The sequence below is a fragment of the Micromonospora sp. KC723 genome, from assembly GCF_004348595.1.
Taxonomy (GTDB): Bacteria; Actinomycetota; Actinomycetes; order Mycobacteriales; family Micromonosporaceae; genus Micromonospora.
On record NZ_SMKD01000048.1, the window covers coordinates 1 to 24,421 of the forward strand.

A 24,421-nucleotide genomic window follows, 5' to 3' on the forward strand; every position below is an offset into this window, starting at 1 on the left:
CTCCGGATGGGGGCGGCGACGCCGATGCGGCCGGGGCAGTCTCGTGGGACAAGCGCTCTCCGTTTCCGGCGCAGCCGGCGAGGGGCACGAGCAGGGTCACCGTGAGGACGGCGGGCAGGCCGACGGTACGTGGGGTCACCCCGCTCGGACGTTCCCTCGCCTCCACCGGTTCCGCTCCGGATCCGCCGACCGGCGGTGATCCGCTCCGATCGCGGCACATCGCGCTCTCCCTCAACGCCGACACCGCGCCCTGGCCGCTTTCGGAAGGCCGGCTGGCCGGTCTGGCCGGGGTCAGGTCCGACCGGGTCAGGTCCGGGCCGGTCCGGTTTGGTCGGGGTCAGGTCAGGTTCGGTCAGGCCCGGAATGGGCGATGCCCGGGCAGGTGACCTGCCCGGGCATCGGTGCTGCGCTGATCAGCGGATCAGGAGAAACGGACCTTCACCGAGGTGCCGTTCTGCTCCAACACCTTGATCTTGGTGCCGGTCGCGGGGAGCTTGACGCCGTGGTTCGGCAGTTCCTCGTACCAGTACTTCTGGGTGTCGTCGAACAGCGGCTGCGCGGCCTGGCCACGGACGTACTGCGGCTGGCTGTTGAGGTGCAGCGTGAACGAGTCGGCCTTCTTCAGGCTGAACGGCGCGTCGTAGACCTGGATCCGGGCCCGCCACGGGTTACCGGTCAGGTTGTACAGCGGCCGCGGACGCGAGTCGATGATCAGGTTACGGCCCTCGCCCGGGTGGACGAAGGTGTCGTTGTCCGCCCACCGGAGGTTCCAGTAGGAGATCAGCAGACCCTCCTGGTACGCGTAGTGGTCCACGTAGTCGGGTCGGGTGTTCGCGTAGCCGAAGAAGTACGGGCCGGTCTTCAGGTACTGGTCGTACGAGACGTACGTCCGGTTGCCGGCGATGTAGTAGTTGGCGAACTTGCGCTTGTAGGTCTCCTCCACCACGCTGAACCCGTTCAGGGTCCAGCCGGTGGCGCCGGCCTCGGCGCCGTCGCTGAGCAGCGTCTGCCCGTCGGCGGTCACGGTGAGGGCGTCACCGAAGAAGCCGCCGGAGGAGACACCACCGTCGGTCTGGTAGCGCAGCCGGAACTGCACGACCTTGCCGGCGAGCGCGTCCAACGGGATGTTGACGTCGACCCACTTGTCGTCGCTGGAGCCGTCCAGGGCGTAGCGCCCCGCCGAAATCTCCTTGAGGGCCTTGCCGTTGGCCGTGCCCGGCAGCGTCGCCCAGGTCTGGCCACCGTCGGTGGACGCCTCGAAGAAGAGGTAGTCGTAGTCCTCTTCGATGTTGTAGCGACCCTTCATCGACAGCGCGGCGCTGCTCTTCCCGGTGAGGTCGATGGTCCGCGTCATCGAGTTGTTCAGGTCGTCGTCGTTGCCGGAGAAGAACTGCTTGGTGCCCTCGAACGGCTTGCCGTTGTCGAAGCTGTACTCCCGCTCCGGCAGCACCACCACCGCGGCCTGGGGCTTGTCGGAGTTGTACTCCTGCGGGCCCAGCTCCAGGGTGCGCTTCTGGCCGGCGACGATGACCTCGTAGTCGAGCCAGCCGAGCTGGAGCTTGTTCCAGGCGCCGAAGTCGCCGCCGCGCTCGCCGATGCCGCCGTCGTTCTTGGCGCCGAGCCGGCTCTGGGCCATCAGGGTCCAGTGCTCGTTGTTGTTGTCCCCACCACTGGTGACGTTGTAGTCGTCCGGCAGGCCGAGGTCGTGGCCGTACTCGTGGTAGAAGACGCTCCGGCCACCGTTCTCCGGCTGGATGGTGTAGTCGCCGATCCAGACGCCGGTGTTGCCGATCTGGGTGCCGCCGGCCGGGAAGTTCACCGGGCCGGTGTTGCCCTGGTCGGAGGCGAAGGCGTACCACCGGTGGCTCCAGATGGCGTCCTCACCCTGGTGCGGGTCACCGTCGGCCTCGTCGCCGCCGGCGTGGACGATCTGGAAGTGGTCGATGTAGCCGTCGGGCTCGTTGAAGTCACCGTCGGTGTCGTGGTCGTACCGGTCCCAGTTGTCCATCGCCTGGACGTCGGCGGCGATCTCCTGGTCGGAGCGCCCCTTCGCCTTCTGGTCGGCAACCCACTGGTTGGCGGCGTCGCGGACCAGGGCCCAGGTGTTGGTGCAGACGTTCGAGCCGCAGGGGTAGCCGCCCGAGCGGCCGTACCGGGCCTCGTTGTACGGGACCTTGACCCAGTCGGTGACCGTGCCGTCGACGCTGTAGCGGCCCGAGGACTGGGCCTCGTAGTACTGCTTCAGCGACTCGTCGCCCTGACCGGTTCCGAAGTAGAGCTTCCGGAAGTAGTCAGCGCTGTAGTCGGCCTGCCAGACGGTGGAGTTGTCCACCGCCCGGTTGGGCTTGGGGATCTGGTTGTGCAGCGGACCGTCGAACCGGGTCGGACCCGGGGTGGCCGGGTCGGTGTCCTTGTCCGGGAAGTTCGGGTGCCGGTCGTTGCCGAACTCGGCGAGGATCACGAAGATCCGGTCGGTCTTCTCGCGGGACAGCTCGACGTACTGGTCCTGGGTCGGGGTGCTGGCCCCGAACGTCCGGGCGCTGCGACCCTCGGCCTGGGTCTTGCCGACCTTGACGACCGTGCTGCCGTTGATCCGCTGCGCCTTGGCCTTGCCCGAGAGAACCTCGCTCAGGCCCTCCTGGCGCAGTGCCCGCCGCTTGGTTTCCAGCGGGTTGGGCAGATCGTGGTCGAGTTGGGCGAGGTCGGGGTTCTGGGCCGCCGGCTTCGGCGTCGGCGCGGCGTTGGCCGACGGACTGGTCAACAGCACTGTCGCCGTCAGCGAAAGCCCGAGCACACCCACTGCGACTTTGCGCACGTGGTACCTCCGGTGTGAGGGAACCGGCCCAACGGGGGTAGGGGCCGGTAGTAGGCGTCCAACTGGGTGAGACCAGTGGGACTCATGGTGAAGATAGACATTGGCCGCAGCGCTGGGAAGATGCCCCCGTCAGTTTGTTGCAACTTCTTGATGGGAACGCTTTGCACTGTCACAGCTCTGCGCCTTGCCACCCCTTCTGAGCAGGTTGGATGTGAGTCGCGGCAACAGAAGTGACAGATTTCGATCCGTTTGTGAGTGCTCTCCGTAATCGCCACCCCGGTCGGCTTCCGTTCCCGGAAAAGACGACGGTGGGTGGCGGTCCGCGCGGACCGCCACCCACCGAGGGGTACGCCTGACGTCAGTCCTCGTCGGACTTGCCGCCGCTCATCCCCGAGGAGATCAGTTCCATCACCGAGGAGTCCTGGAGCGTGGTCACGTCGCCGAGTGACCGGTTCTCCGCCACGTCCCGCAGCAACCGGCGCATGATCTTGCCGGAGCGGGTCTTCGGCAGCTCCGGCACCAGCATGATCTGCCGCGGCTTGGCGATCGGGCCGAGTGTCTTCGCCACGTGGTTGCGCAACTCCGCGATCAACTGTTCGCCCGCCGCGCCGGCGGTGTCCGTGGTGCCGCGCGGGATGGCGAAAGCGACGATCGCCTGGCCGGTGGTCGGGTCGGTCGCGCCCACCACCGCCGCCTCGGCCACCGCCGGGTGCGACACCAGCGCCGACTCCACCTCCGTGGTGGAGATGTTGTGCCCGGACACCAGCATCACGTCGTCGACCCGGCCGAGCAGCCAGATGTGCCCGTCGTTGTCCTTCTTCGCCCCGTCCCCGGCGAAGTAGACCCAGTCACCCTCGCCGCCCGAGCCGGCACCCGCGCCGAACCGGGACCAGTACGTCTCGATGAACCGGTTGTCGTCGCCCCAGATGGTGCGCAGCATCGACGGCCACGGCTCCCGCAGCACCAGGTAACCACCGCCGCCGTTCGGCACCGGCTGACCCTGGTCGTCCACCACGTCGGCGCTGATCCCCGGTAGCGCGGTCATCGCCGAACCCGGCTTGGCGGCGGTGACCCCGGGCAGCGGGGAGATCATGACGGCGCCGGTCTCGGTCTGCCACCAGGTGTCCACCACCGGCAGCTCACCCCGGCCGACGTGCTGCCGGTACCACATCCACGCCTCCGGGTTGATCGGCTCGCCGACGCTGCCCAGCAGGCGCAGCGACGTCAGGTCGTACCCGGCGGGGATGTCCTCGCCCCACTTCATCATGGTGCGGATCAGCGTCGGCGCGGTGTAGAGGATGGTCACCTTGTACTTGTCGACGATCTCCCAGAACCGGCCCTTGTGCGGGGTGTCCGGGGTGCCCTCGTACATCACCTGGGTCACCCCGTTGGAGAGCGGGCCGTACACGATGTACGAGTGCCCGGTGACCCAGCCGATGTCGGCGGTGCACCAGTAGACGTCGCTCTCCGGCTTCAGGTCGAAGACCGCGTGCGCCGTCCAGGACGCCTGGGTGAGGTAGCCGCCGGTGGTGTGCAGGATGCCCTTCGGTCGGGCCGTGGTGCCGCTGGTGTACAGGATGAACAGCGGGTGCTCGGCGTCGAACGCCTCGGCGGTGTGCTCCGGCGAGGCGGCCTCCACCGTCTCGTGCCACCAACGGTCCTTGGCCGACCAGGCGACCTCCTCACCGGTGCGACGGACCACCAGCACGTGCTCCACCGACGGGCACTTCGCCACCGCCTCGTCCACGGTCGGCTTCAACGCCGACGGCTTGCCCCGGCGGTAGCCGCCGTCCGCGGTGATCACCACCTTGGCGGTGGCGTCCTGGATCCGGTTGGTCAGCGCGTCGGCGGAGAAGCCGCCGAAGACCACGCTGTGGGTGGCGCCGATCCGGGCGCAGGCCAGCATCGCCACCGCCGCCTCGGGGATCATGGGCAGGTAGATCGCCACCCGGTCGCCGGCGGTCACCCCCAGCTCGGTCAGCGCGTTCGCCGCCTGGCAGGTCAGCCGGTGCAGGTCGGCGTAGGTGAGGGTACGGGTGTCCCCCGGCTCGCCCTCCCAGTGGATCGCCACCCGGTCACCCCGGCCAGCCTCCACGTGCCGGTCCAGGCAGTTGTACGCCACATTGAGCCGGCCACCGACGAACCACTTCGCGAAGGGCGGGTTCGACCAGTCCAGCGTCTGCTCCCACGGCTGCGCCCAGGTCAGCCGCCCGGCCTGCGTCTCCCAGAAGGCGAGCCGATCCGCAGCGGCCTCCGCGTACGCGTCGGCGGTGACGTTGGCCTCCGCGGCGAGTGCGGCCGGCGGCGGGAACTGGCGCGTCTCGTTCAGCAGGTTGGCCAATGCCTCACTCATGCGGTGACTCCTTCGTCCTGTGACCTGCGTCTCCTACCCGGCTGAGGCTAGTCGCGGGGCTCGACGCCCGCGACAGCTTGCCCGCCGTCCGCGCCCAGCGGCCCGCGCCACGCGCCCGACGGTGGCACCGGTCGCCTTGCGGGCGGGCGCCGGCCGGCGGGGACGCCGGAGTCGCTAGCGTGGCGGAGTGACCACCGATCCGCTCGCCCCGCTACTCGCGCTCGCCGACATCGCCCCCGCCGTCGAACGGGCCCGCGAGCGGGTGGACGAGGCGATGCGGCACCGCGCGTTGCGCCGGCACGGTGGCCAGGTCGCGGCCGAGGCCGGCCTCCGGTCCGCGGTGGCCAGCGCCGCCCTGGAGGGGTACCCCCACGAGCGTGAGGAGGTCCGGGCCGGCACGGTCACCGAGCCGGTGCTACAGGGCGCGCTGCGGGTCGCCGGGGCGCTGCCCGGCCTGACCGAGCTGTGGCCGAAGGCGCCCCGACAGGCCCTGGCGAAGCTGCACGTCCTCGCCGCCCGCGACGTGGTCTTCGAGGCGGAGTTGGGCCGTCCGGTGGCTGATCCCGTGGTCGCCGCCCGGCTGGACGGGCTGGCCGGGCTGGTCGCGGGAGGAACAGCCGTCCCGCCACTGGTCCTGGCCGCAGTCGTGCACGGTGAACTGCTCAACCTGCGCCCGTTCGCCGGGCCGTCCGGCGTGGTGGCCCGGGCCGCGGCCCGGCTGGTGCTGATGTCCCGCGGCTTCGATCCGCGCGGCCTGGTCGCCGTCGACGTGGGGCACCGCGAGCGGGAACCCGAGTACGTGGGCGCGGCGGGCGCGTTCGCCACCGGCACCCCCGATGGGCTGCGCTCCTGGCTCAAGCACTACATGGCGGCCGTCGAGATGGGGGCCGACCAGCTCACCGCCATCGGCGACGAGGTGCTCGCGGCGGCCTAGCGTCGGACATCGCTTCCTCCCGGGTGCGGAGGCAGGTCAGGCGGCGGGGGCGGTCCGGGTGCGGCGGTGCCGGCCGTACCAGGCGATGCCGATGGCCACCCCGACGCCCACCCCGAGCGCCGCCGCGGCGACCGGCACGGCCGGACGTCCCCGCAGCCGGCGTCCGAGCGGGATCGGGTGCCGGAACTCCAGCACCGGCCAGGCGTTCTCCGCGGCCAGCCTGCGCAGGGCCCGGTCCGGGTTGACCACGGTGGGATGACCCACGCACTCCAGCAGCGGCCGGTCACTGTACGAGTCCGAGTAGGCGAAGGAGTCGGCGAGGTCGTACCCCCGGGCGGCGGCCAGTTCGCTCACCGCCTCGACCTTGCTCGGCCCGGCGGCGTAGAACTCCACCTCGCCGCTGTACCGGCCGTCCTCGACCGTCATCCGGGTGGCGATCACGTCGGTCACGCCGAGCAGTTCACCGATCGGCCGGACCATCTCCTCGCCGGAGGCGGAGACCAGGACGACGTCCCGGCCGGCGGCCTGGTGCTCCTCGATGAGGGCGGCGGCCTCCGCGTACACGTAGGGGTTGATCAGCTCGTGCAGTGTCTCGGCGACGATCTGGCGCACCTGGTCCACCGGCCAGCCCTTGCAGAGCGTGGCCAGGTAGTCCCGGGTTCGGGCCATGGTCTGTTCGTCGGTGCCGCCCAGCCGGAACATCAGCTGCGCGTACGCCGACTTGACCACGTCCCGCCGGGTGATCAGACCGTCCCGGTAGAACGGCCGGCCGAACGCCAGGGCGCTCGACTTGGCGATGACGGTTTTGTCCAAATCGAAGAAAGCGGCACTTCGGCCCACGGCGCGAAAGTCTAGTCCCATGGTCTATCGTCGGCGGGTGCCTGGGGCCCGCAGATGCTCCGACCTGGGCTCCCGAGGTGCGGACACCCCTGCTCTGAGTGACAGCGATCACACTCAAGGGTCACATTTTCGCGATGAGTGGGGTCGACACCACTCGACGTGAACAGCGCGCTCGGGCATGCTTGTCATCACGACGAGTGCTCATATCTCGGACAGTTGCAGACCCTCGGCGGTTGCACCCCCCGTAACCGTCGAGTGGTTCGGCTCAACCCCCCCGGAGCCGAACCTCCCGACGACCCCCGTCTCCCCCCGACGGGGGTCGTCCCTTTCCCGGTCTCCCCCGGCCCAGGTGAAGGCGCGTTCTCCGGGGCCGTCGGGCCGGGCGACAGGCGGAAAGTCAGCGAATCGTCAGCGAACGTCAGCCGCACCCGGTCGGCGTGGTCCTCGGGCGTGTGCGTGTACCGGTCCAGCGTCGTCGACGCCTTCTCGTGCCCCGCCACCCGCCGCAGCACGTTGACCGGCACCCCGTCCGTCACCAGGCACGTGATGTACGAGTGCCGCAGGTCGCGGAACCGCAGCCCGCCGACCGCCGACCCAGGCATGCCGATCTGGCTAGAGCATCTCCATGGGCTAGTCGAGGTACCAGGTGAGCATTTCGGCACCGGTGGTCGTGACATGAACGATGGGCACGGTGACCGCGAGGATGCTGAGCACCGCGAGCGCGCTTCGGGTGCGCGTCCCAAGACGCCGTCCGGCGAGGGCGAGGACTCCGGCCGCAGTACCCAGCACGGCGACCGTGCGCCCACTGTCGAGGCCGAATGCGTCGGGGTAGACGGCACCGTACGACCAAGCGAGGCCGGCGACGAGGCCGGCTACGGCTGCCAGGGCGAGGCAGGCCAGCCCAACTGCGGCGATAACGAACCGGTGCCTACCGCTGCGACGACGCCGCGCGACGGCAAGCACCAGCCCTGAAGCGCCGAACGCACCCAGCAGGAGGGGGCCGCCGAGGATCGCAGCCCAGGCGCCCAGGCGCAGCAGGACCTCCAAGGGAAGCAGAACGACAAAAAGTCCGTCCGTCGGCCACAGTGTCTTCGGGTCCACCAGCGCCCCGGTCCGGTCGATGCGACCGGGAACATCCGCCGCGATGTAGGTAAGAGGCACCATGATCAGCCAGGAAAGAACCGGCCAACCTAGCCCAAGGAGAAAGAGGTGGGCCGTCGACGTGAGCGCGCCCGGCACCGGCGCGACGGTTGACAGGTCGGCGAAGCCACCGCGACGTGCAGCGTGGCGCAGTGCGGGCAGCGTCCATGCTGCACTGGCCAGATACCGCCAGCGGGTACCCGCGCCGCCTGCGAAGGTCAGTAGGTCAGCCGTCCACTCGTCACGCTGCCGGCTCCGAAAGTCAACTGGCAGAAGGCGGCACAGCACCGCGACGGCAACGCGCTCGGCACGGGTCAGCCTGTGTTGCTGGGCCGGCTCACCTGCTCGGTCTGGGCTCACCACGCAAGCCTCCGGGCCCCCGGCTGCGCGCGCTGCTTCCGAACGGCTATGGCGGCACGACCGGCGGCCACACCCTCTGCGGTGAGGCGGTAATACCGCCGCCGCGGGCGACCCTCGGCGTGGACGTCCACCTCCTCCGCCCGACTCGTGAGCCAGCCGGCGGCCTCGAACGCCACGAGGATCGGATAGATAGTGCCCGGCTCAAGCCCGGCACCGTGCGCGAGTTCGAGACCGTATCGCTCGCACTCGGGTTCATCAAGGAACGCCTCTAACACCAGTAGGCGCGGCATTGTCATCCGGAGGTTCGGCATGGTGCATCAGCGTAGACCCTATAAAGAACTCTGCATAGGGGGTGGGTTCGGTTGGCTGAACCACCCAGCCGGTCACCCGCGTCTCGCGGATGCACGGCCGGCCGGCCCGAAGGGTTCCATGATCGGCGGGAGAACGCACTCGTCGAGCTGTCTGCGGCTGGACTGGGGCCGAACCGCCTCTGTGAGATCACGCAGTTGCCGGCCGAAGTCTCATCGCCCGGTCAACCGTCTCGCGCGCGGACCCTTCGTGAGAAGTCGCTGTGCCACTCGTCGTGGACGTTGCCGACAATGTGCTCCTCGACCAACCCGAGATGCTCGTGGGGTCCGTGCTCGGTCCACAGCGCCACTGATCCCTGTTCCCCGCAGATCGGCCGCGTGGGTTTCTCGCACAACAGGTAGTGTCCGGCGACGCTCTGGAACCCACGGCGACAACGGACACGGGGTCGAGCGCTGGCCAGAGGATTCACTGGGCGGGCTGGTGGCGTTGTCGCCGAACGGCCAGCCATTCCGACAGCACTCACCGCCGGTCGGGCCACTGTCCCTCGACCGGGTCGCCCCTACGGCAACGAGAGCCGGTGGTAATCCGCTTTCACACCGGAGCTCACGGCGACATGCTCCCGGCATGGACAGCCCGCCGACTCCCGCGCCGCTCACTCTTCACCTGTACTGCCGGATCGACGTGCTGGTCGCCGACCCACGGGCTCTCGTCGATCGCGCCGTCGCCGAGCTGCGACAGGCATCTGTCGACTGGTCGGAGGAGGACGACGACCTCGAATCAGCGAGCGCGGAGCTGCGAGGCGATGTCGCCCTGTCGCTCGGGGCCGTAGCGGACATCAGCCGCGTGATCGAGGGCGTGCCCGGAGTGGAGTTTCGCGGCGGCTGGTGCGGGGCCGAGCCTGGGCCACCTCGGGAGACGTTCGCACCAGGTGGTCGGTAGCGGACCCGTCGCGCCCGCGGCTCACCGGGGCGAACGGGTGCACGTCGGCGAACTCCGGCCAGTACGGCGAGACCCGGCCGGCGTCGTACCGCGTGGCGGCCACCCGATCACGCTCGACCGGCATGACCGCGGTGTCCGACCACGCGGCACGTCACCGTTGACACTCGTTGCCGCGCCAGGTCAACGCCGCCTCGGCACGCGCGGGCCGGGCCAACGAGCTCGTCCCTGGCGCCTTCTCCGCCCTAGCGGATCACCGCCCTGCTGGTCTGCCGAGCGGGAAGGAAGCAGGCCAGTGCCCGGCCGAAGCGGTCCGTGACCACCCACGGGTGACCCACGAACGTCTGCTGCCGGTACGACTGGCCGGGCCACAGCACCTTGTACCACTGGCGCCGGCCGCTGTGGTCGAGCCAGAAGACGGCGACGGGTATCTGGCTGGAGTTGACGAATTCGACGTAGGTCGAAGATCCCCCGTTGCTCGACCGCAGCGACGACTCCTTGGACGGGGACAACGCCTGGAGCTCGTCCTCGCGGGGCTGCTGCGGTGCCGGGGCCGACGGCTTCGGCGTTTTGTTCGACGGGCGCGGGGCGGCCGACGAGCTGGGTCGGGTGATCGGGTCCGGTCGGGTTGGCTGGTGCGGAAGAGGCGCCTCGTGGGTCGGCGACGGCATCGTGGCCCGGGTGGACAGCGAGGCGGGTGCCGGGGAGAAGGTGGCGTTCTCGGTGGCGCTGACCGGATCGGGAGCCGGGGCCTGGGTGAACCCGGTAGCCGGGACGAATGCCGTCCCGCCCTGCTCGGGTCGGGGGGCGGTGAACCAGAGCGGTGCGAGTGCGAACACCAGCATGGCGACCACGCCGACCGCGAGGCAGCCGAGGACCAGTGTCCGGGTCGGGTGGTCGGGAGAGCTCGGGGACGCCGCCGATGGGCGCGGCGGGATGGTGTGCCGGGACGGGGCGGGGGCGGCCTGCTGCCAGCGGTCCCGGATGGGGTCGGGAGTCCTCGCGGGTAGCTGGGCCGGTGGGCGGGAGTCGGGCAGCCAGCCACCGATACGCAGGGTCGCGTCGGTGGGAGGTGTGTCGTTGGATGAGTTGGCCATGGCCCGTTTCGGAGGAGGTGCGGAGCCACTCCGGTGGTGGCACTGGGGAACGATTATCCGGGGAGAGCGCTCCCCGCCGTCAATAACTCACACGGGTGGAAAACCTGATGTTCCGCTGCCGCCGACCCGGTGGCGGGCAGTTGCGTGACGCAGCGCTTAGCAGATCATCGCCCGGTGTGAGGGTTGTCCACAGGAGACGCGGTCGTCCACAGGTTAGCGCAGCGGGCCGGCGGGCAGGCACCTACCCGGGCAGGGTCTCGGTCGACACCCCGAGCCCGACCGCTGGAGGCGTGATGTCCCTCCGTACCACCCCACCGCCGCGCCGACTGCCGCTGCTGGTCACCGCCGACGGTGACCTCCTCGACGAGCTGCTCCGGCTGGCCGCGGCGGGCGGCACCGAGGTCGAACTGGCCGCCGACCCTGCCGCCGCACGAGCCCGCTGGCTGCCCGCACCGCTCGTGCTGATCGGCCACGACCAGGCACAGGCGTGCCTACGGGCCCGGTTGCCCCGGCGACCGCGCACCGTGCTCGTCGGGCGCACCGGGGAGATCGACCCGGGCTGGGAGATCGCCGAACTCGTCGGCGCCGAACATGTCGCCACCCTCCCCGCAGCCGAGCCCTGGCTGGTGGACCGGTTCACCGAATGCCACGCGGACGCCCCGCTCGACCGGCCGGCGCGCACGGTCGCGGTGCTCGGCGGCCGGGGCGGTGCCGGGGCCAGCGTGTTCGCCGGCGGCCTTGCGGTCACCGCCGCCCGGGCCCGGCTGCGTACGCTCCTCGTCGACGCCGACCCGCTCGGTGGCGGCCTCGACCTGGTGCTCGGCTGGGAGGAGCTGGACGGCCTGCGTTGGCCGGCGCTCACCGACGCCGACGGCCGGGTGGACGCCCCTGCCCTGGTACGGGCGCTGCCCAGCCGGGGCGACCTGGTGGTGCTCTCCTGGGACCGGGGCGACCTGCTCGCCCTGCCCGCCCAGGCGATGGCCGCCACGGTCGACGCCGGGCGCAGGGGCCGGGATTTCGTCGTGGTGGACGTGCCCCGCCAACTCGACGAAGCCGCCGTCGTCGCGTTGCAGGCGGCCGATCAGGCGTACCTGGTCGTCCCCGCCGAACTGCGGGCCGCTGCGGCGGCGGCCCGGGTGGTCGCCGCGGCGGCGCCGCACTGCGCCGCGCTCGGCGTCATCGTGCGCGGTCCCGCCCCGGGGCGGTTGAAAGCCGTCGAAGTGGCCCGTGCACTGGGGCTGCCGCTCGCCGGCACACTCCGGCCCGAGCCGGCGCTGTGCCGAGGGCTGGAACGCGGCGAAGCCCCGGCGGCGGGCGGACGTGGGCCGCTGGCGACGCTCTGCCGGCGTCTCGTCGGCGAACTGACCGGCCTTCCCGTGCCGGGTGCGGCGTGACCGGCCACCCCGACGACCTGTCGGCTCGGGTACGGCAGCGCATCGCCGGTGACGGTACGCCGGTCACCCCGGCCGCGATCGTCTCCGCCGTACGCGCCGAGTCCACCGCCGCCGTCCTCGGCGACACCGCCGTACTGCGGATGGCCGACCGGGTGCGCGACGACCTCGTCGGCGCCGGACCGCTGGCCCCGCTGCTGGCCGATGCTCAGGTCACCGACGTGCTGGTCAACGGGGTAAGGGTCTGGGTCGACCGGGGCGACGGGCTGCATCAGGTGGCGGTGCCGCTCGGTACCGTCGACGACGTACGGCGTCTGGCGCAGCGGCTCGCCGCGACCGCCGGGCGCAGGCTCGACGACGGCTGCCCGTACGCCGACGCGCGGCTGCCCGACGGCACCCGGCTGCACGCCGTCCTGCCACCGGTGGCGACCGACGGCCCCTACCTGTCCCTGCGGACCTTCCGGCAACGACCGTTCACCCTCGACGAGCTGGTACGCCACGGCACCGTGCCCCGTCCCGTCGCCCCGCTGCTCGCCGCCGTCGTCGCTGCCCGGCTCGCGTACCTGGTCACCGGCGGCACCGGCTCGGGTAAGACCACCCTGCTCAACACGCTGCTCGGGCTGGTGCCCGCGACCGAACGGATCGTGCTGGTCGAGGACGCCGCCGAGCTGCACCCGGTGCACCCGCACGTGGTCGGGCTCCAGGCGCGCACGGCCAACGTGGAGGGATCGGGCGCGGTCGGTCTCAGCGAACTGGTCCGGCAGGCCCTGCGGATGCGTCCGGACCGGCTGGTGGTGGGGGAGTGCCGGGGCGCGGAGGTGGTCGACCTGCTCGCCGCCCTCAACACCGGCCACGACGGCGGGGCGGGGACGCTGCACGCGAACACCCCGGCGGACGTGCCGGCCCGGTTGGAGGCGTTGGGGTTGCTCGGTGGGCTGCCCCGCGCGGCCCTGCACGCCCAGGTGGCCGCCGCGTTGCAGGTGCTCCTCCAGGTGCGCCGTGGGTCCGGCGGCCGAGTGCTGGAGTCCGTCTGCCTTCTGCTGCCCGAGGGGCCCGACCGGCTGGTCACCGTCGTGCCGGCCTGGATCCGGGGACGGGGCATCGGGATGGCCGGGCGGGCCCTCGCCACCCTCTTGCGGGACCGGGGCGTGACGGTGCCGCCGATCCTGTGCGAACCATGGCCCGGCTCGGCGGGGCCAGCATGACGCCGCTGCTTTGGCTGGTCACGGCGCTCCTGATCGCGGCGGCGGCGGTGGTGGCCTGGCCGGTGCGCCCTGGCCGGCGCCGCCGACGGGCCCTGCTCCCGACACCCCACCGGGCCACCGGGCCGGCGGCGGCCGCCACCCCGATCCCGGTCCGCTCCGGTGGTGGGTGGTGCCGCTGGCGGCGCGTCCACGTCGGGCGCTACTGCTGGTCGGTGTCACCGTTGCGGCAGCCGGTGCGGCCACCGCCGGCCCGGTCGCCGGGCTCCTGCTCTCCTGCTACGGCGTGCTCGGTGCCCGGGCCGTGCTCCGAGGTCGGGCCGGCCGGCACGCCACCCGCGACCGCCGGCGTCGGCTCGACCAGCTCTGCGCCGTCGCCACCGACCTACGGGCAGGCCTGCCCGTTCCCGAACCGGACGACCACCCGGACCGGCTAGCCCGGCTGACCCGGGCCGCCGTGCGGCTGGCCGACCGGACGGGCGCGCCCCTGGCGGAACTCCTCGAACGCATCGAGGCCGACGCACGCGCGGTGGACCGGGGGCTCGCCGCCGCCTCCGCGCAGGCCGCCGGTGCGCGGGCCACCGCCCTGTTGCTGGCCGCCCTTCCGCTCGGCGGGATCGGACTCGGCTACGGCATCGGCGTCGACCCGTTGCGGGTGTTGCTGCACAACCCTGTCGGCGTGGTCAGCGCGGTGACCGCAGCCGCCCTGCAGACCGGCGGGCTGCTCTGGGCCGAACGGTTGGGCCGGACGCCCGACGGGCACGGCCGATGACCGGGCAGCCGATGATCGCCGCCGCGTTGCTGACCACGGCGGCGCTGCTGGTGGCCGTACGCCCGGCGGTGGCCCGGCCGGCCCGGCGGCTGGGCGGTCTGGGCACGCCTAGGCGAGACCCGGACAGGTCGACGGACCCGTTGACCGCAGGGACGGCTGCGGCTTCCGGGGCAGGGGTGCCCGGCCGCCCGGGGTGGTGGCCGGACCGGGTACGGCTCGTCGCCGGGCTGGCCGGGCTGGCGGTCGCGGTCCTGCTCGGCGGCGTGCCGGGGTGCCTGGTCGGGGCGCTGAGCGGCTTGGCGGCGGACCGGCTGCTACGGCGTATCGAGCCACCGGCAGCCCGTGAACGTCGGCTGCGCGAAGCCGCCGACCTGCCGCTGGCCGCCGACCTGCTGGCCGCGGCGCTGCGCGCCGGCGCACCGGTGGACCGTGCGGTACTGGCCGTGGCCGACACGCTCGGCGGCCCGCTGGCGGGTCGCCTCGGCCGGGTGGGCCGGACGCTGCTGCTCGGCGGCGAGCCGGAGGAGGCGTGGGCGCACCTCGGGTCGGCTCCGGGGGCGGACCGCGTGGTGGCCGCCGCGCAGCGCTCCTCACGCAGCGGAGCAGCGCTCGCCGGGGCGCTGACCCGGGTCGCCGACGACCTGCGGGCCGACCGCGCCACCGCCGCCGAGGCAGCGGCCCGTCGGGCGGGCGTGCTGATCGTGCTGCCGCTCGGGCTGTGCTTCCTGCCGGCCTTCATTCTCGCCGGCCTGGTGCCGGTGATCGTCGCCGTCCTCGGCGACGTGCTCTGACAACCATCGAGAAGGGACACACTGTGCGCAGACTCCGTACCCGTATCCGCACCCGGCTGCGCGGGGACGCGGGCATGAACACCGCCGAGTACGCCGTCGGCACCCTCGCCGCCGTGGCCTTCGCCGGCATCCTGCTCAAGGTGCTCACCTCCGGCAACGTCCAGTCCGCGTTGACCGCGGTGATCGACCGGGCGCTCAAGTGAGCGTGCGCCGGCGGGCCGGCCGCGACCGGGGATCCTTCACCGCCGAGCTGGCGGCTGGCCTGCCGGCGCTGCTCCTGCTGCTGCTGACCGGGGTGACCGCGGTCGAGGCGGTCACCACCAGAGCCGCCTGCCTGGACGCCGCGCGGGAAGCGGCCCTCGCCGCTTCCCGCGGCTCGGACGGAGTCACGGCCGGCAGCCGGATCGCCCCACCCGCCGCGACGGTGTCGGTGTCGGTGGACACAGATCGGGTTACCGTCACCGTCCGGGCTCCGGTCCGGGCGCTCGGCGCCCGACTGCCCCGGCTCACCGTGGAGGCCACCGCGGTCGCCGCCGTCGAGCCGGGCGTCCCGGTGAGCCGGCCATGACGGTGGCGGGCGTACGCTCGCGCGACCCCGCCGACCGCAGCCCCGCCGACCGCGACCCCGCCGACCGGGGCGGCGCGACCATCTGCCTACTCGTCCTCGGCTTGGTGTTCGTGCTGGTCGGGGCCTTCGGAGCGGCCATCGGCACGGCCCGGCTGGCACGGCACCAGGCCCGGGTGGCCGCCGACTTCGCCGCGCTGGCCGCGGCGGGGCAGGCACTGGCCGGGGACGGGCCGGCGTGTCGCGCCGCCGAGGAGCTGGCGGTCGCCAACCGGGCCAGGTTGACCGGCTGCCGGCTGGACGGGTTCGACGCGCTGGTCACGGTCGAGGTGCCGGTGACCCCGCTGCCGGGCTTCCACCGCGCAGCCACCGCCACCGCTCGCGCCGGCCCGGTCCGCAGCTGACGGAGACCGGTGCGCTGGCGGTCAGCAATCGGTACCGGGTGTGGCCGCTGACCCCACCCGGCACCGACGCTCAGCTCAGGCCGACCCGTCCGACCGTGGCGCCCGCCGGAAGTCTCCGGCGGGCGCCACGTATCGAGCCCTGCTGCCGGGCCAGCCCGGTGACAGCGTCGAGCACCAGTTCGCCGTTGGCGCTGTCCAGCGCCCCGGTCGGTTCGTCGGCGAATACGACAGCCGGGCGATGAACCAGGGCGCGAGCCACGGCTACCCGCTGGGCCTGACCACCGGAGACCTGGCCGGGGCGTCGGTCGGCGATCTCAAACACATCGAGTAGTCGCAGCAGGGTGTCGGCCTGCCGGCGTGCCTCGGAGCGACGGACGTTGAGCAGGCGTAGGGGTAACTCCACGTTCTCCCGCAGGGTCAGTTCCGGTACGAGGTCTCCGAACTGGAGAACGAAGCCGAATGAGGCCAACCGGAGCCCGCTGCGCGGGCCATCGGACAGGGTGTCGACCTGGCGGCCGTTGAAGTAGATCTCCCCCTGGTCCGGCCGGAGAATGCCGGCGAGCAGGTGTAGCAGTGTGGACTTCCCGGAGCCCGATGGGCCCATCACCGCGACGATTTCGCCGGCTGCGATCTCGATGCCGACCCGGTCGAGGGCGACAGTCTTTCCGAAGCGGACCACGAGGTGCTTTGCCTGAAGCAGGTCAGCGCACCTGCTTGCCCGGTGCCGGCGTCTCGGACGTCGCGATGACGGCAGCGAGCCGGTCGAGTCGCGCCTCGGCGCCGTCGATCCACTTCAGGTCGGCGTCCAGGTGGTACAACTCGAAGTCGGCGTCGAGTTGGGTGAGCAGGTCGCCGGACTGGCGCTTGGCTCGCATCTCCCGCATCTGCGTGAGATGGGCCTGGCGTTGCCGGTTCAGCACCTCACGGGCGGGGCGACCACTGTCCAGGGCGATGACCACCTTGGCGAACAGGGTGCGGCGGGTGCCCGCCACGTCTGGTGCCTCGGGCTCGGTGAGCCAGCGTTCCAACTCGAACACGCCGGCCTCGGTGATCGCGTAGACCCGGCGGTCCGGCCCCTCGCCGGGGCTGACACCGGCGAGGTCGACCAGCCCGTCCCGGGCAAGGCGTTGCAGAGTCGCGTACACCTGGGCGGACTTCAATGGGCGGCCGCCGCCGAACCAGTCGTCATAGCGGCGGCGCAGGGTGTAACCATGCTGGGCCTGCGGTTCGAGCAGGCCGAGCAGGGTGCGGGAGACCGACATGCGGGCGAATCTAGCAACTCAGTTGCTAGGTGGAAAGCCGGGTCCACCGCCGGGGCGCGGGCCGTTCCCGGCGCCGCACCCCGGCGGGTCGCGTCAGCGGCCCTGGAGCGCGTCCAGGCCGATCGCCAGCGCGATCACCAGGCGGCGGTCGATCTGCGGGTTCTGCACCTCGACCACGTACCGGTCGCGCAGGCCCCACTTCTTGACGACCGAGAAGAACGGCTGGCCCCCGGCGGCGAAGTCGAAGTGGTACGGCAACCAGGAGAGCGAGTCGACGAACCGGCGCAGCAGCGCCACCGGCAGGCTCCGTTCCTGGCCGGTGACCTCGGGCAGGCCGGGCTGCTCCAGGTGCCAGGTGGAGCGCAGCAGGGACTGCGCGAAGTCCTTGCGGAACAGGCCGACCGGGTTCCCCGCGCCGTCGGTGACGTCGTAGGTGGCGCCGAGGTCGAGCCGCTGGCGGGCCTTGAAGCCGAGCAGGGGCTGCTGCTTGGACTCGTCGGTGTAGATGGTCACCTGTTCCTTGAAGGCGAGCCGCTTCTGCTGCGCGAACGCCAGCAGCTCACCCTCCCGGCCGTCCGGTGTCACGGCGTGGACCTCGTACTGGTTGACCATCATCCGGATCCGTTGCCGGATGTGGAACTGGTGCTGCGTCTGCAAACTGTCGAACTGCATCGAGTCTCCTGTCAGCGGGTGGGGCGGAGTCTCGCACAACGAGCGGAGAAAGCCGGCCTCCTCGGCGCCGCCGTGCGGGCCGTCCGCCGTCGGCGCGCTCCGCACCCGGAGCGCGCCACCCCGCCGGTCAGCGCCCGCCGTCGACGGTCGCCTTCAGGGCCCACGAGTTGAGCACCTGGTGGATGGTGCGCAGTCGCTCGTTGATCTGCTCCAGCCGTTCGGCCTGGGCGAGGTTCGCCATCGCGGTTCCCAGAGCGATCTGCTGGTCAGGGGTGAGCTTGTCCTGGTCGATGTTGTAGAGCAGGTCGACGGTCTCGGCGATCGTGTCGGCCATGGCTTCTCCTCGGGCAAGAAGACGGCAGGTCGGCGGAAGCTGACCGGCGAATCCGATCAATGGAAGCGCTCCCACTTCCTTGCCCACATGCCCCGCCGGTCATGCACCCGTCCCACAACCCGAGCCCGGCGGCCACCCGTCCGCCGCGGGGTCGGCCGGCCGGACCGGACGGCAGGAGCGGCTACGGCGCCGCCTGGCGCGGCACGGACGCCGTCGGGTTGTCCGCCGAACCGCCCGTCGAGTCGTCCGCCGGGCCGTCGGTGGGAGCGGGCAGGTGGGCGAGCACCACGTCGAGGACGCGGACGGCGTCCGCCTTGGACAGCGGGTTGTTGCCGTTGCCGCACTTCGGCGACTGCACGCAGGACGGGCAGCCGGCCTCGCAACCGCACTCGGCGATGGCGTCCTTGGTGGCGCGCAGCCAGGCCGCCGCCGTCCCGTACGCGCGCTCGGCGAAACCCGCCCCGCCGGGATGGCCGTCGTAGACGAACACGGTCGGCGCCTCGGTGTCCGGGTGCGCCGCCGTGGACAGGCCGCCGATGTCCCAGCGGTCGCAGGTCGCCATCAGCGGGAGCAACCCGATCGCGGCGTGCTCGGCGGCGTGCAGCGCCCCGGGGATGTCGGCGGCCTCCACCCCGGCGGCGGCCAGCGACCCGGGCGACACCGTGAACCAGACCGCGACGGTACGCAGTTCCCGGGCCGGCAGGTCCAGCGGCCGGGTGTCGATCACCTCGCCGGACGCGATCCGCCGCCGCTGGTAGGACACCACCTGGTTGGTCACGTCCACCTCGCCGAGGAAGAGGCCGACCGGTCCCGCGTCGACGTACGAACGCACCGACACCACCGACAGCGAGGTGACGTCCCGGGCGTGGGTGGACCAGTCCGGCTCCTCGGCGTGCACCAGCGCGCACCCGTCGGCCAGGTCGAGGGAGTCGACCACGTACGAGACGCCCTGGTGCAGGTAGACCGCGCCGGGGTGGACGAGGACGTGCGACGAGCCGCCGTCGACGGTGCCGAGCAGCCGCCCGGTCGACGCCTCGACCACGCAGACGGGGGCGCCGTCGGAGCCGCGCAGGTCCACCTCGGGCCGCTCCCGGTGCCGCCAGTACCACCCGGTCGGGCGCTGCCGCAGCGCGCCGGCCGCGACGAGGGAGTCGACCGCCTCCTTCGCCCCGTCGCCGAAGAGCTCCAGGTCGGTCGGGGTGAGCGGAGCCTCGGACGCGGCGCAGGCCAACTGCGGGGCGAGCACGTACGGATTGGCCGGGTCGAGCACGGTCGCCTCGACGGGCCGCCCGAACAGGGCCTCCGGGTGGTGCACCAGGTAGGTGTCGAGCGGGTCGTCCCGGGCCACGAGCACGGCGAGCGCCTCGTCGCCGGAGCGCCCGGCCCGGCCGGCCTGCTGCCAGAGCGAGGCCCGGGTCCCGGGCCAGCCGCAGATCAGCACCGCGTCCAGACCGACCAGGTCGACGCCGAGTTCCAGCGCGTTGGTGGAGGCGAGGCCGAGCAGTTCCCCGTGCAGCAGGGCGCGTTCCAACTCGCGCCGTTCCTCGCGCAGGTAACCGGCCCGGTAGGCGGCCACCCGGTTGCCGAGCCCGGGCACCGCCTCGTCGAGTGCGCGCCGGGCGTTGGCCGCCACCACCTCCGCCCCGCGCCGGGATCGGACGAAGGCGAGCGTGCGTACGCCCTCGGCGACGGTGTCGGCGAGCAGGTCCGCGGTCTCCCGCAGCGCCGACCGGCGGACCTGGAGAAGATCGGCGTCGGGGGCGGGTGCGGCGGAGGCCGGCAGCAGCGGCGGCTCCCAGAGCGCGAAGGTCACCCCGCCGCGTGGCGAGGTGTCCTCGGTGACGGCGACCACCGGCAGCCCGGTGAGCCGCCCGGCCGCCGTCGCCGGGTCACCCGAGGTGGCCGAGGCCAGCACGAAGACGGGGGTACGGCCGTATCTGGCGCACTGCCGCCGCAGCCGGCGCAGTACGTGTGCGACGTGCGAGCCGAACACGCCCCGGTAGGTGTGGCACTCGTCGATCACCACGTACGCCAGCCGGCGCAGGAAGCCGGACCACTGCGCGTGCCCGGGGAGGATGCCGTGGTGCAGCATGTCCGGGTTGGTAAGGACGAACCGGGCGTGTCGGCGGATCCACTCCCGTTCGGCGCGGGGGGTGTCCCCGTCGTAGGTGGCCGGGCGCACCCCGTCGAGGTCCAGGCCGGCGACGGCGCGTAGCTGGTCGGCGGCGAGCGCCTTGGTCGGGGCCAGGTACAGCACGGTGGCCCGGGGGTCGGCGAGCAGCGTGGCGAGCGCCGGTAACTGGTACGCCAGCGACTTGCCGGATGCCGTTCCGGTGGCCACCACCACGTGTTGCCCGGCGTACGCCAGTTCGGCGGCCTCGGCCTGGTGCCGCCACGGGGCGACCACGCCGCGCCCGGCGAGCGCCGCCCGTAGCTGCTCGGGCGTCCACTCCGGCCAGGGAGCCGGTTCGCCGGGCCGGGCCGGGACCCGTTCGACGTGGGTGACCGGGTCGGTGCCGTGGTGGCGGGCGCGCAGCCGGCGCAGCAGTTCCCCGGGCGCCGCCGTCTGCGGTCGACCGGAGCCGGGACCTGCCGATACGGTGGCTGCGGGATTCACGTCCTGCACTTTCGCACTGGTGTTCTGGTGGTGAACGACCGGGGGCGTGGGTAAGAGGGAGCCGCCGCCGGTGACCGGAGGCCGGCCGGGCGGGGATGGTTAGATGCCCAGGAGAGTTTACGGCTCTCGGAGGAGGACTTGATGGAGCTGTCGCTGGCGACCCGTACCGTGGGGGAGCACACGGTGCTGGAGGTCGGCGGTGAGGTGGACGTCTACACCGCACCTCGGCTGCGCGAACGGCTCCTCGAACTGATCGACGGCGGCGCCCGGCAGGTGGTCGTCGACCTCGGTCGGGTCGACTTCCTCGACTCCACCGGTCTGGGCGTGCTGGTTGGCGCCCTCAAGCGGCTGCGTTCGGCCGGCGGTTCGTTCGCGCTGGTCTGTGACAAGGAGCCACTGCTCAAGATCTTCCGGATCACCGCGTTGGACCAGGTCTTTCCGCTGCACGCAACGGTCGAGGCGGCGGTCGCGGCCGACCCGAGCGGCGCCGGCGCGTGATGGCGACGGTCCGGCTCTCCTTCTCCCCGGCCCCGGTGCACGTGCGTACGGCCCGCCTGGTCGGGGTCGCGGTGGCCCGCCGGGCCGGGGTGCGCGAGGACCTGCTCGACGAGGTGCGCCTGGCCATCGGTGAGGCGTGCACCCGTGCCGTCGCGCTGCACCGGCAGTACGGGCTGCCCGATCCGGTGCTGGTGGAGATGTCCGACTCCGGGGCGTACCAGGTGCGGGTGGTGGACCGGGCGCCGATCGAGGCGGGTATCGGCCTGGCCGCGTTGAACGCCGACGAACTGGCCAACGAGTCCCTCACCGACGAGGCGCTCACCACTGGCGTCGGGTTCGCCCTTCTCGCTGGTTTTGTCGAGGATCTTCAGGTCCGCCCGGTAGACGAGGGAGTCGGGACCGAGGTCCGGATGGTGTGGCCGGTCGGCCGCTGAGGTTCGTTGTCCCTGCGAGGCCGTGACCCACGTGGTCGCGGCCTCGTCGCGTCGATGGGCCTCCATATCAGATTTTTCCTCATAACACAGTTAGAAAGATCATCCGGACACGGTGTGCCCCGGTTGTGACCTCGAACACTCGACAGGGCTACAGTCTGTGGGTTGTCAGCACGTGATCCCTCCCGCGGCCAGCGGATATGGACGTTGATCATGGTCCGTCGGGGCGGGTCGGCGCGCGTGCGCAACCGCATCCAGGCGCCGGGCAGACGTCCACTGGCCGGCGCGACCGTGTCGGTACAGGAGGACACAGATGTCCGGGACCTTGGCCGCCCCCGAAGGCGGCGCACTGTCCCTTACCGGAGCGAACCTGACGTACGTCGTCATCGCGGCGGTCATCGCCGCGGTGGCCCTCGTCTTCGCCGCGGCCTTGACCAAGGCCGTGCTGGCAGCCGGTAAGGGCACCACCAACATGCAGGAAATCTCCGGAGCGGTACAGGAGGGCGCCTCCGCGTACCTGCTCCGGCAGTTCAGGACGCTGGCGATCTTCGTCGTCATCGCCGTCGTGCTCCTCTTCCTGCTGCCGGTGCACGACACCGACGGCAGCGAGGTCGCGGTGAAGATCGGCCGCTCCGCGTTCTTCGTGGTGGGTGCCCTGTTCAGCGCGTTCATCGGCGGGGCCGGCATGTGGCTGGCCACCCGCGCCAACCTCCGGGTCGCCGCGGCGGCGCGCGAGGCGCAGGGCGGGCGCGAGGCCGCCATGAAGATCGCCTTCCGCACCGGCGGCGTGGTCGGCTTCCTCACCGTCGGGCTCGGCCTCCTCGGCGCGGCGCTGGTCGTCATCATGTTCGAGGGAGACGCCCCGACCGTGCTGGAGGGCTTCGGCTTCGGCGCCGCCCTGCTGGCCATGTTCATGCGGGTCGGCGGTGGCATCTTCACCAAGGCCGCCGACGTCGGCGCGGACCTGGTCGGCAAGGTCGAGCAGGGCATCCCCGAGGACGACCCCCGCAACGCCGCCACCATCGCCGACAACGTGGGCGACAACGTCGGCGACTGCGCCGGCATGGCCGCCGACCTCTTCGAGTCGTACGCGGTCACCCTGGTCGCCGCGCTGATCCTCGGCCGGGCCGCCTTCGGCGAGCAGGGCCTCGTCTTCCCGCTGATCGTCTCCGGCATCGGCGCGGTGATCGCCATCATCGGCGTCTTCATCACCCGGTTGCGCACCTCGGACCGCAACGGCCTGACCGCCATCAACCGGGCCTTCTACCTCTCCGCGGCGCTCTCCGCGGTGCTGGTGGCCATCGCCACCTGGCAGTACCTCCCGGCCACCTTCGCCGAGCTGGACGGCGGCCTCACCGACATCGACCAGAACCCGCGCCTGGTGGCCATCGGGGCGGTCGTGATCGGCATCGTGCTGGCCGCCGCGATCCAGGCGCTGACCGGCTACTTCACCGAGACCAACCGGCGCCCGGTGCAGGACATCGGCGCCAGCTCGCAGACCGGCCCGGCCACCGTCATCCTCGCCGGCATCAGCGTCGGCCTGGAGTCGGCGGTCTACTCGGCGCTGCTCATCGGCGCCGGCGTCTTCGGCGCGTTCCTGCTCGGCGGCACCTCCATCACGCTCTCCCTGTTCGCGGTGGCGCTGGCCGGCACCGGCCTGCTCACCACCGTCGGCGTGATCGTGGCGATGGACACCTTCGGCCCGATCTCCGACAACGCGCAGGGCGTGGCCGAGATGTCCGGCGACATCGACGAGAACGGCGCGCGCATCCTCACCGAACTGGACGCGGTCGGCAACACCACCAAGGCGATCACCAAGGGCATCGCGATCGCCACCGCCGTGCTCGCCGCCACCGCGCTGTTCGGGTCGTACACCGACACGCTGCGCAGCGCGTACGCCACCGCCGGGGTCGGCGACGTCGGCGCGGAGATCCTCAACTCGCTGAACGTGGCCAACCCGCGCAACCTGGTCGGACTGATCATCGGCGCGGCGGTGGTCTTCCTCTTCTCCGGGCTGGCCATCAACGCGGTGTCCCGTTCGGCCGGCGCGGTGGTGATGGAGGTCCGCCGGCAGTTCCGCGAACTGCCCGGCATCATGGACGGCACCCAGCGCCCGGAGTACGGCAAGGTCGTCGACATCTGCACCCGGGACGCCCAGCGGGAGCTGATGACCCCCGGTCTGCTCGCCATCCTCGCCCCGATCGCGGTCGGCTTCGGCCTCGGGCCGGGCGCGCTGGCGTCGTACCTGGCCGGGGCGATCGGGGCGGGCACCCTGATGGCGGTCTTCCTGGCCAACTCCGGTGGCGCCTGGGACAACGCCAAGAAACTCGTCGAGGACGGCGCGTACGGCGGCAAGGGCTCCGAGGCGCACGCCGCCACCGTCATCGGTGACACCGTCGGCGACCCGTTCAAGGACACCGCCGGCCCGGCGATCAACCCGCTGATCAAGGTGATGAACCTGGTCTCGCTGCTGATCGCGCCGGCCGTGGTGGCCTACAGCGTGGGCGACGAGCGCAACACCCCGCTGCGGGTGGGCATCGCGCTGGCCGCGACCCTGATCGTGGTCGCCGCGGTGGTGTTCAGCAAGCGCAAGGGCGTCGCCATGGACTCGTCCGGCGGCGGGAACGGCACCGACGCGGGCAACCACGAACGCGCCGACGTGGTCAACGCCTGAGTCGCGACGCGGGCCCCCGGTCGG

The 24,421-nt window shown here is 72.0% G+C and carries 23 protein-coding genes and 1 pseudogene; 12 read left to right on the forward strand and 12 right to left on the reverse strand.

Annotated elements, in window-relative coordinates; translation table 11 throughout:
• Positions 1–421 precede the first annotated feature (421 nt).
• Both E1165_RS13375 and acs read right to left on the reverse strand, forming a co-directional pair.
• Positions 422–2,800 (reverse strand): immune inhibitor A domain-containing protein, encoded by a 2,379-nt coding sequence (locus E1165_RS13375; protein WP_132391347.1) that lies wholly within the window; start codon positions 2,798–2,800, stop codon positions 422–424.
• A 373-nt stretch (positions 2,801–3,173) separates the two neighbouring features.
• Complete coding sequence (gene acs / locus E1165_RS13380; RefSeq protein WP_132391295.1) at positions 3,174–5,168, reverse strand: acetate--CoA ligase; 1,995 nt, start codon at positions 5,166–5,168, stop codon at positions 3,174–3,176.
• A gap of 187 nt (positions 5,169–5,355) precedes the next feature.
• Between acs and E1165_RS13385 the strand changes: the two genes are divergently transcribed.
• A complete protein-coding gene (locus tag E1165_RS13385; protein ID WP_132391297.1) occupies positions 5,356–6,102 on the forward strand; it encodes an oxidoreductase in 747 nt (248 codons plus the stop codon).
• Between the two features lie 36 nt (positions 6,103–6,138).
• Here the strand turns inward: E1165_RS13385 and E1165_RS13390 are convergent, their stop codons facing one another.
• From E1165_RS13390 to E1165_RS13405, 4 genes are all read right to left on the reverse strand, one after another.
• Positions 6,139–6,942, reverse strand: coding sequence for an HAD family phosphatase (locus tag E1165_RS13390; RefSeq protein ID WP_132391299.1), 804 nt, complete (start codon positions 6,940–6,942; stop codon positions 6,139–6,141).
• Positions 6,943–7,130: 188 nt separating this feature from the next.
• Positions 7,131–7,619 carry a tyrosine-type recombinase/integrase gene (locus tag E1165_RS13395; RefSeq protein ID WP_371687339.1) on the reverse strand — a complete coding sequence of 163 codons (489 nt, stop codon included), beginning with the start codon at positions 7,617–7,619 and terminating at the stop codon, positions 7,131–7,133.
• On the reverse strand, positions 7,573–8,442 hold the full coding sequence (locus E1165_RS13400) for a hypothetical protein (protein WP_132391301.1): 870 nt from the start codon (positions 8,440–8,442) through the stop codon (positions 7,573–7,575). The genes E1165_RS13395 and E1165_RS13400 overlap by 47 nt, the downstream gene beginning before the upstream one ends.
• Positions 8,439–8,753 (reverse strand): PadR family transcriptional regulator, encoded by a 315-nt coding sequence (locus tag E1165_RS13405; RefSeq protein ID WP_243704742.1) that lies wholly within the window; start codon positions 8,751–8,753, stop codon positions 8,439–8,441. Before E1165_RS13405 ends, E1165_RS13400 begins: the two co-directional genes overlap by 4 nt.
• A gap of 622 nt (positions 8,754–9,375) precedes the next feature.
• On the opposite strand from E1165_RS13405, the gene E1165_RS13410 reads away from it, so the two are divergent.
• Positions 9,376–9,690: a hypothetical protein gene (locus E1165_RS13410; protein ID WP_132391303.1), complete on the forward strand. Its 315-nt coding sequence runs from the start codon at positions 9,376–9,378 to the stop codon at positions 9,688–9,690.
• A 242-nt stretch (positions 9,691–9,932) separates the two neighbouring features.
• On the opposite strand, the gene E1165_RS13415 is transcribed toward E1165_RS13410, so the two are convergent.
• Positions 9,933–10,784 (reverse strand): hypothetical protein, encoded by an 852-nt coding sequence (locus tag E1165_RS13415; RefSeq protein WP_132391305.1) that lies wholly within the window; start codon positions 10,782–10,784, stop codon positions 9,933–9,935.
• Between the two features lie 293 nt (positions 10,785–11,077).
• Here E1165_RS13415 and ssd point away from each other — a divergent pair, with 293 nt between their 5' ends.
• The 7 genes and pseudogenes from ssd (at position 11,078) to E1165_RS13450 (ending at position 15,909) form a co-directional block, all read left to right on the forward strand.
• Positions 11,078–12,178, forward strand: coding sequence for a septum site-determining protein Ssd (ssd, locus tag E1165_RS13420; RefSeq protein WP_132391307.1), 1,101 nt, complete (start codon positions 11,078–11,080; stop codon positions 12,176–12,178).
• Entirely contained in the window at positions 12,175–13,380 is a 1,206-nt protein-coding gene (locus E1165_RS13425; RefSeq protein WP_132391309.1) for a TadA family conjugal transfer-associated ATPase, read from the forward strand. The genes ssd and E1165_RS13425 overlap by 4 nt, the downstream gene beginning before the upstream one ends.
• A gap of 112 nt (positions 13,381–13,492) precedes the next feature.
• Positions 13,493–14,149, forward strand: a pseudogene (locus E1165_RS13430) (hypothetical protein); the annotation flags it as partial.
• Between the two features lie 176 nt (positions 14,150–14,325).
• A complete protein-coding gene (locus E1165_RS13435; protein ID WP_371687341.1) occupies positions 14,326–14,940 on the forward strand; it encodes a type II secretion system F family protein in 615 nt (204 codons plus the stop codon).
• 74 nt (positions 14,941–15,014) lie between these two features.
• Positions 15,015–15,143 carry a DUF4244 domain-containing protein gene (locus tag E1165_RS13440; RefSeq protein WP_208418639.1) on the forward strand — a complete coding sequence of 43 codons (129 nt, stop codon included), beginning with the start codon at positions 15,015–15,017 and terminating at the stop codon, positions 15,141–15,143.
• A complete protein-coding gene (locus tag E1165_RS13445) occupies positions 15,140–15,508 on the forward strand; it encodes a TadE family type IV pilus minor pilin (RefSeq protein ID WP_132391313.1) in 369 nt (122 codons plus the stop codon). Before E1165_RS13440 ends, E1165_RS13445 begins: the two co-directional genes overlap by 4 nt.
• Positions 15,505–15,909: an Rv3654c family TadE-like protein gene (locus E1165_RS13450; protein ID WP_132391315.1), complete on the forward strand. Its 405-nt coding sequence runs from the start codon at positions 15,505–15,507 to the stop codon at positions 15,907–15,909. Before E1165_RS13445 ends, E1165_RS13450 begins: the two co-directional genes overlap by 4 nt.
• A 70-nt stretch (positions 15,910–15,979) precedes the next feature.
• Here the strand turns inward: E1165_RS13450 and E1165_RS13455 are convergent, their stop codons facing one another.
• The 5 genes from E1165_RS13455 to E1165_RS13475 all read right to left on the reverse strand — a co-directional run bounded on the left by E1165_RS13455 (position 15,980) and on the right by E1165_RS13475 (position 20,803).
• On the reverse strand, positions 15,980–16,588 hold the full coding sequence (locus E1165_RS13455) for an ABC transporter ATP-binding protein (RefSeq protein ID WP_243704743.1): 609 nt from the start codon (positions 16,586–16,588) through the stop codon (positions 15,980–15,982).
• A 22-nt stretch (positions 16,589–16,610) separates the two neighbouring features.
• The gene (locus E1165_RS13460; RefSeq protein WP_132391319.1) at positions 16,611–17,171 is read right to left on the reverse strand and encodes a PadR family transcriptional regulator; all 561 of its coding nucleotides are present in this window, start codon (positions 17,169–17,171) and stop codon (positions 16,611–16,613) included.
• 93 nt (positions 17,172–17,264) lie between these two features.
• Positions 17,265–17,843 carry a hypothetical protein gene (locus tag E1165_RS13465; protein WP_132391321.1) on the reverse strand — a complete coding sequence of 193 codons (579 nt, stop codon included), beginning with the start codon at positions 17,841–17,843 and terminating at the stop codon, positions 17,265–17,267.
• A gap of 127 nt (positions 17,844–17,970) precedes the next feature.
• Entirely contained in the window at positions 17,971–18,177 is a 207-nt protein-coding gene (locus tag E1165_RS13470; protein ID WP_132391323.1) for a hypothetical protein, read from the reverse strand.
• 181 nt (positions 18,178–18,358) lie between these two features.
• Positions 18,359–20,803: a DEAD/DEAH box helicase gene (locus E1165_RS13475; RefSeq protein WP_371687340.1), complete on the reverse strand. Its 2,445-nt coding sequence runs from the start codon at positions 20,801–20,803 to the stop codon at positions 18,359–18,361.
• A 132-nt stretch (positions 20,804–20,935) separates the two neighbouring features.
• On the opposite strand from E1165_RS13475, the gene E1165_RS13480 reads away from it, so the two are divergent.
• The 3 genes from E1165_RS13480 to E1165_RS13490 all read left to right on the forward strand — a co-directional run bounded on the left by E1165_RS13480 (position 20,936) and on the right by E1165_RS13490 (position 24,397).
• On the forward strand, positions 20,936–21,292 hold the full coding sequence (locus E1165_RS13480; protein WP_132391325.1) for an STAS domain-containing protein: 357 nt from the start codon (positions 20,936–20,938) through the stop codon (positions 21,290–21,292).
• Complete coding sequence (locus tag E1165_RS13485) at positions 21,289–21,726, forward strand: ATP-binding protein (RefSeq protein WP_088977081.1); 438 nt, start codon at positions 21,289–21,291, stop codon at positions 21,724–21,726. Before E1165_RS13480 ends, E1165_RS13485 begins: the two co-directional genes overlap by 4 nt.
• Before the next feature lie 310 nt (positions 21,727–22,036).
• A complete protein-coding gene (locus E1165_RS13490) occupies positions 22,037–24,397 on the forward strand; it encodes a sodium-translocating pyrophosphatase (RefSeq protein ID WP_132391327.1) in 2,361 nt (786 codons plus the stop codon).
• The last annotated feature ends 24 nt before the right edge of the window (positions 24,398–24,421 follow it).

Coding starts and splice junctions, on each gene's coding strand:
- E1165_RS13415 (WP_132391305.1), bottom strand. CDS start 10,784: ATGGCCAACTCATCCAACGACACACCTCCCACCGACGCGACCCTGCGT.
- E1165_RS13470 (WP_132391323.1), bottom strand. CDS start 18,177: ATGGCCGACACGATCGCCGAGACCGTCGACCTGCTCTACAACATCGAC.
- E1165_RS13460 (WP_132391319.1), bottom strand. CDS start 17,171: ATGTCGGTCTCCCGCACCCTGCTCGGCCTGCTCGAACCGCAGGCCCAG.
- E1165_RS13450 (WP_132391315.1), top strand. CDS start 15,505: ATGACGGTGGCGGGCGTACGCTCGCGCGACCCCGCCGACCGCAGCCCC.
- E1165_RS13490 (WP_132391327.1), top strand. CDS start 22,037: ATGTCCGGGACCTTGGCCGCCCCCGAAGGCGGCGCACTGTCCCTTACC.
- E1165_RS13465 (WP_132391321.1), bottom strand. CDS start 17,843: ATGCAGTTCGACAGTTTGCAGACGCAGCACCAGTTCCACATCCGGCAA.
- acs (WP_132391295.1), bottom strand. CDS start 5,168: ATGAGTGAGGCATTGGCCAACCTGCTGAACGAGACGCGCCAGTTCCCG.
- E1165_RS13410 (WP_132391303.1), top strand. CDS start 9,376: ATGGACAGCCCGCCGACTCCCGCGCCGCTCACTCTTCACCTGTACTGC.
- E1165_RS13395 (WP_371687339.1), bottom strand. CDS start 7,619: ATGTCACGACCACCGGTGCCGAAATGCTCACCTGGTACCTCGACTAGC.
- E1165_RS13405 (WP_243704742.1), bottom strand. CDS start 8,753: ATGCCGAACCTCCGGATGACAATGCCGCGCCTACTGGTGTTAGAGGCG.
- E1165_RS13480 (WP_132391325.1), top strand. CDS start 20,936: ATGGAGCTGTCGCTGGCGACCCGTACCGTGGGGGAGCACACGGTGCTG.
- ssd (WP_132391307.1), top strand. CDS start 11,078: ATGTCCCTCCGTACCACCCCACCGCCGCGCCGACTGCCGCTGCTGGTC.
- E1165_RS13440 (WP_208418639.1), top strand. CDS start 15,015: ATGAACACCGCCGAGTACGCCGTCGGCACCCTCGCCGCCGTGGCCTTC.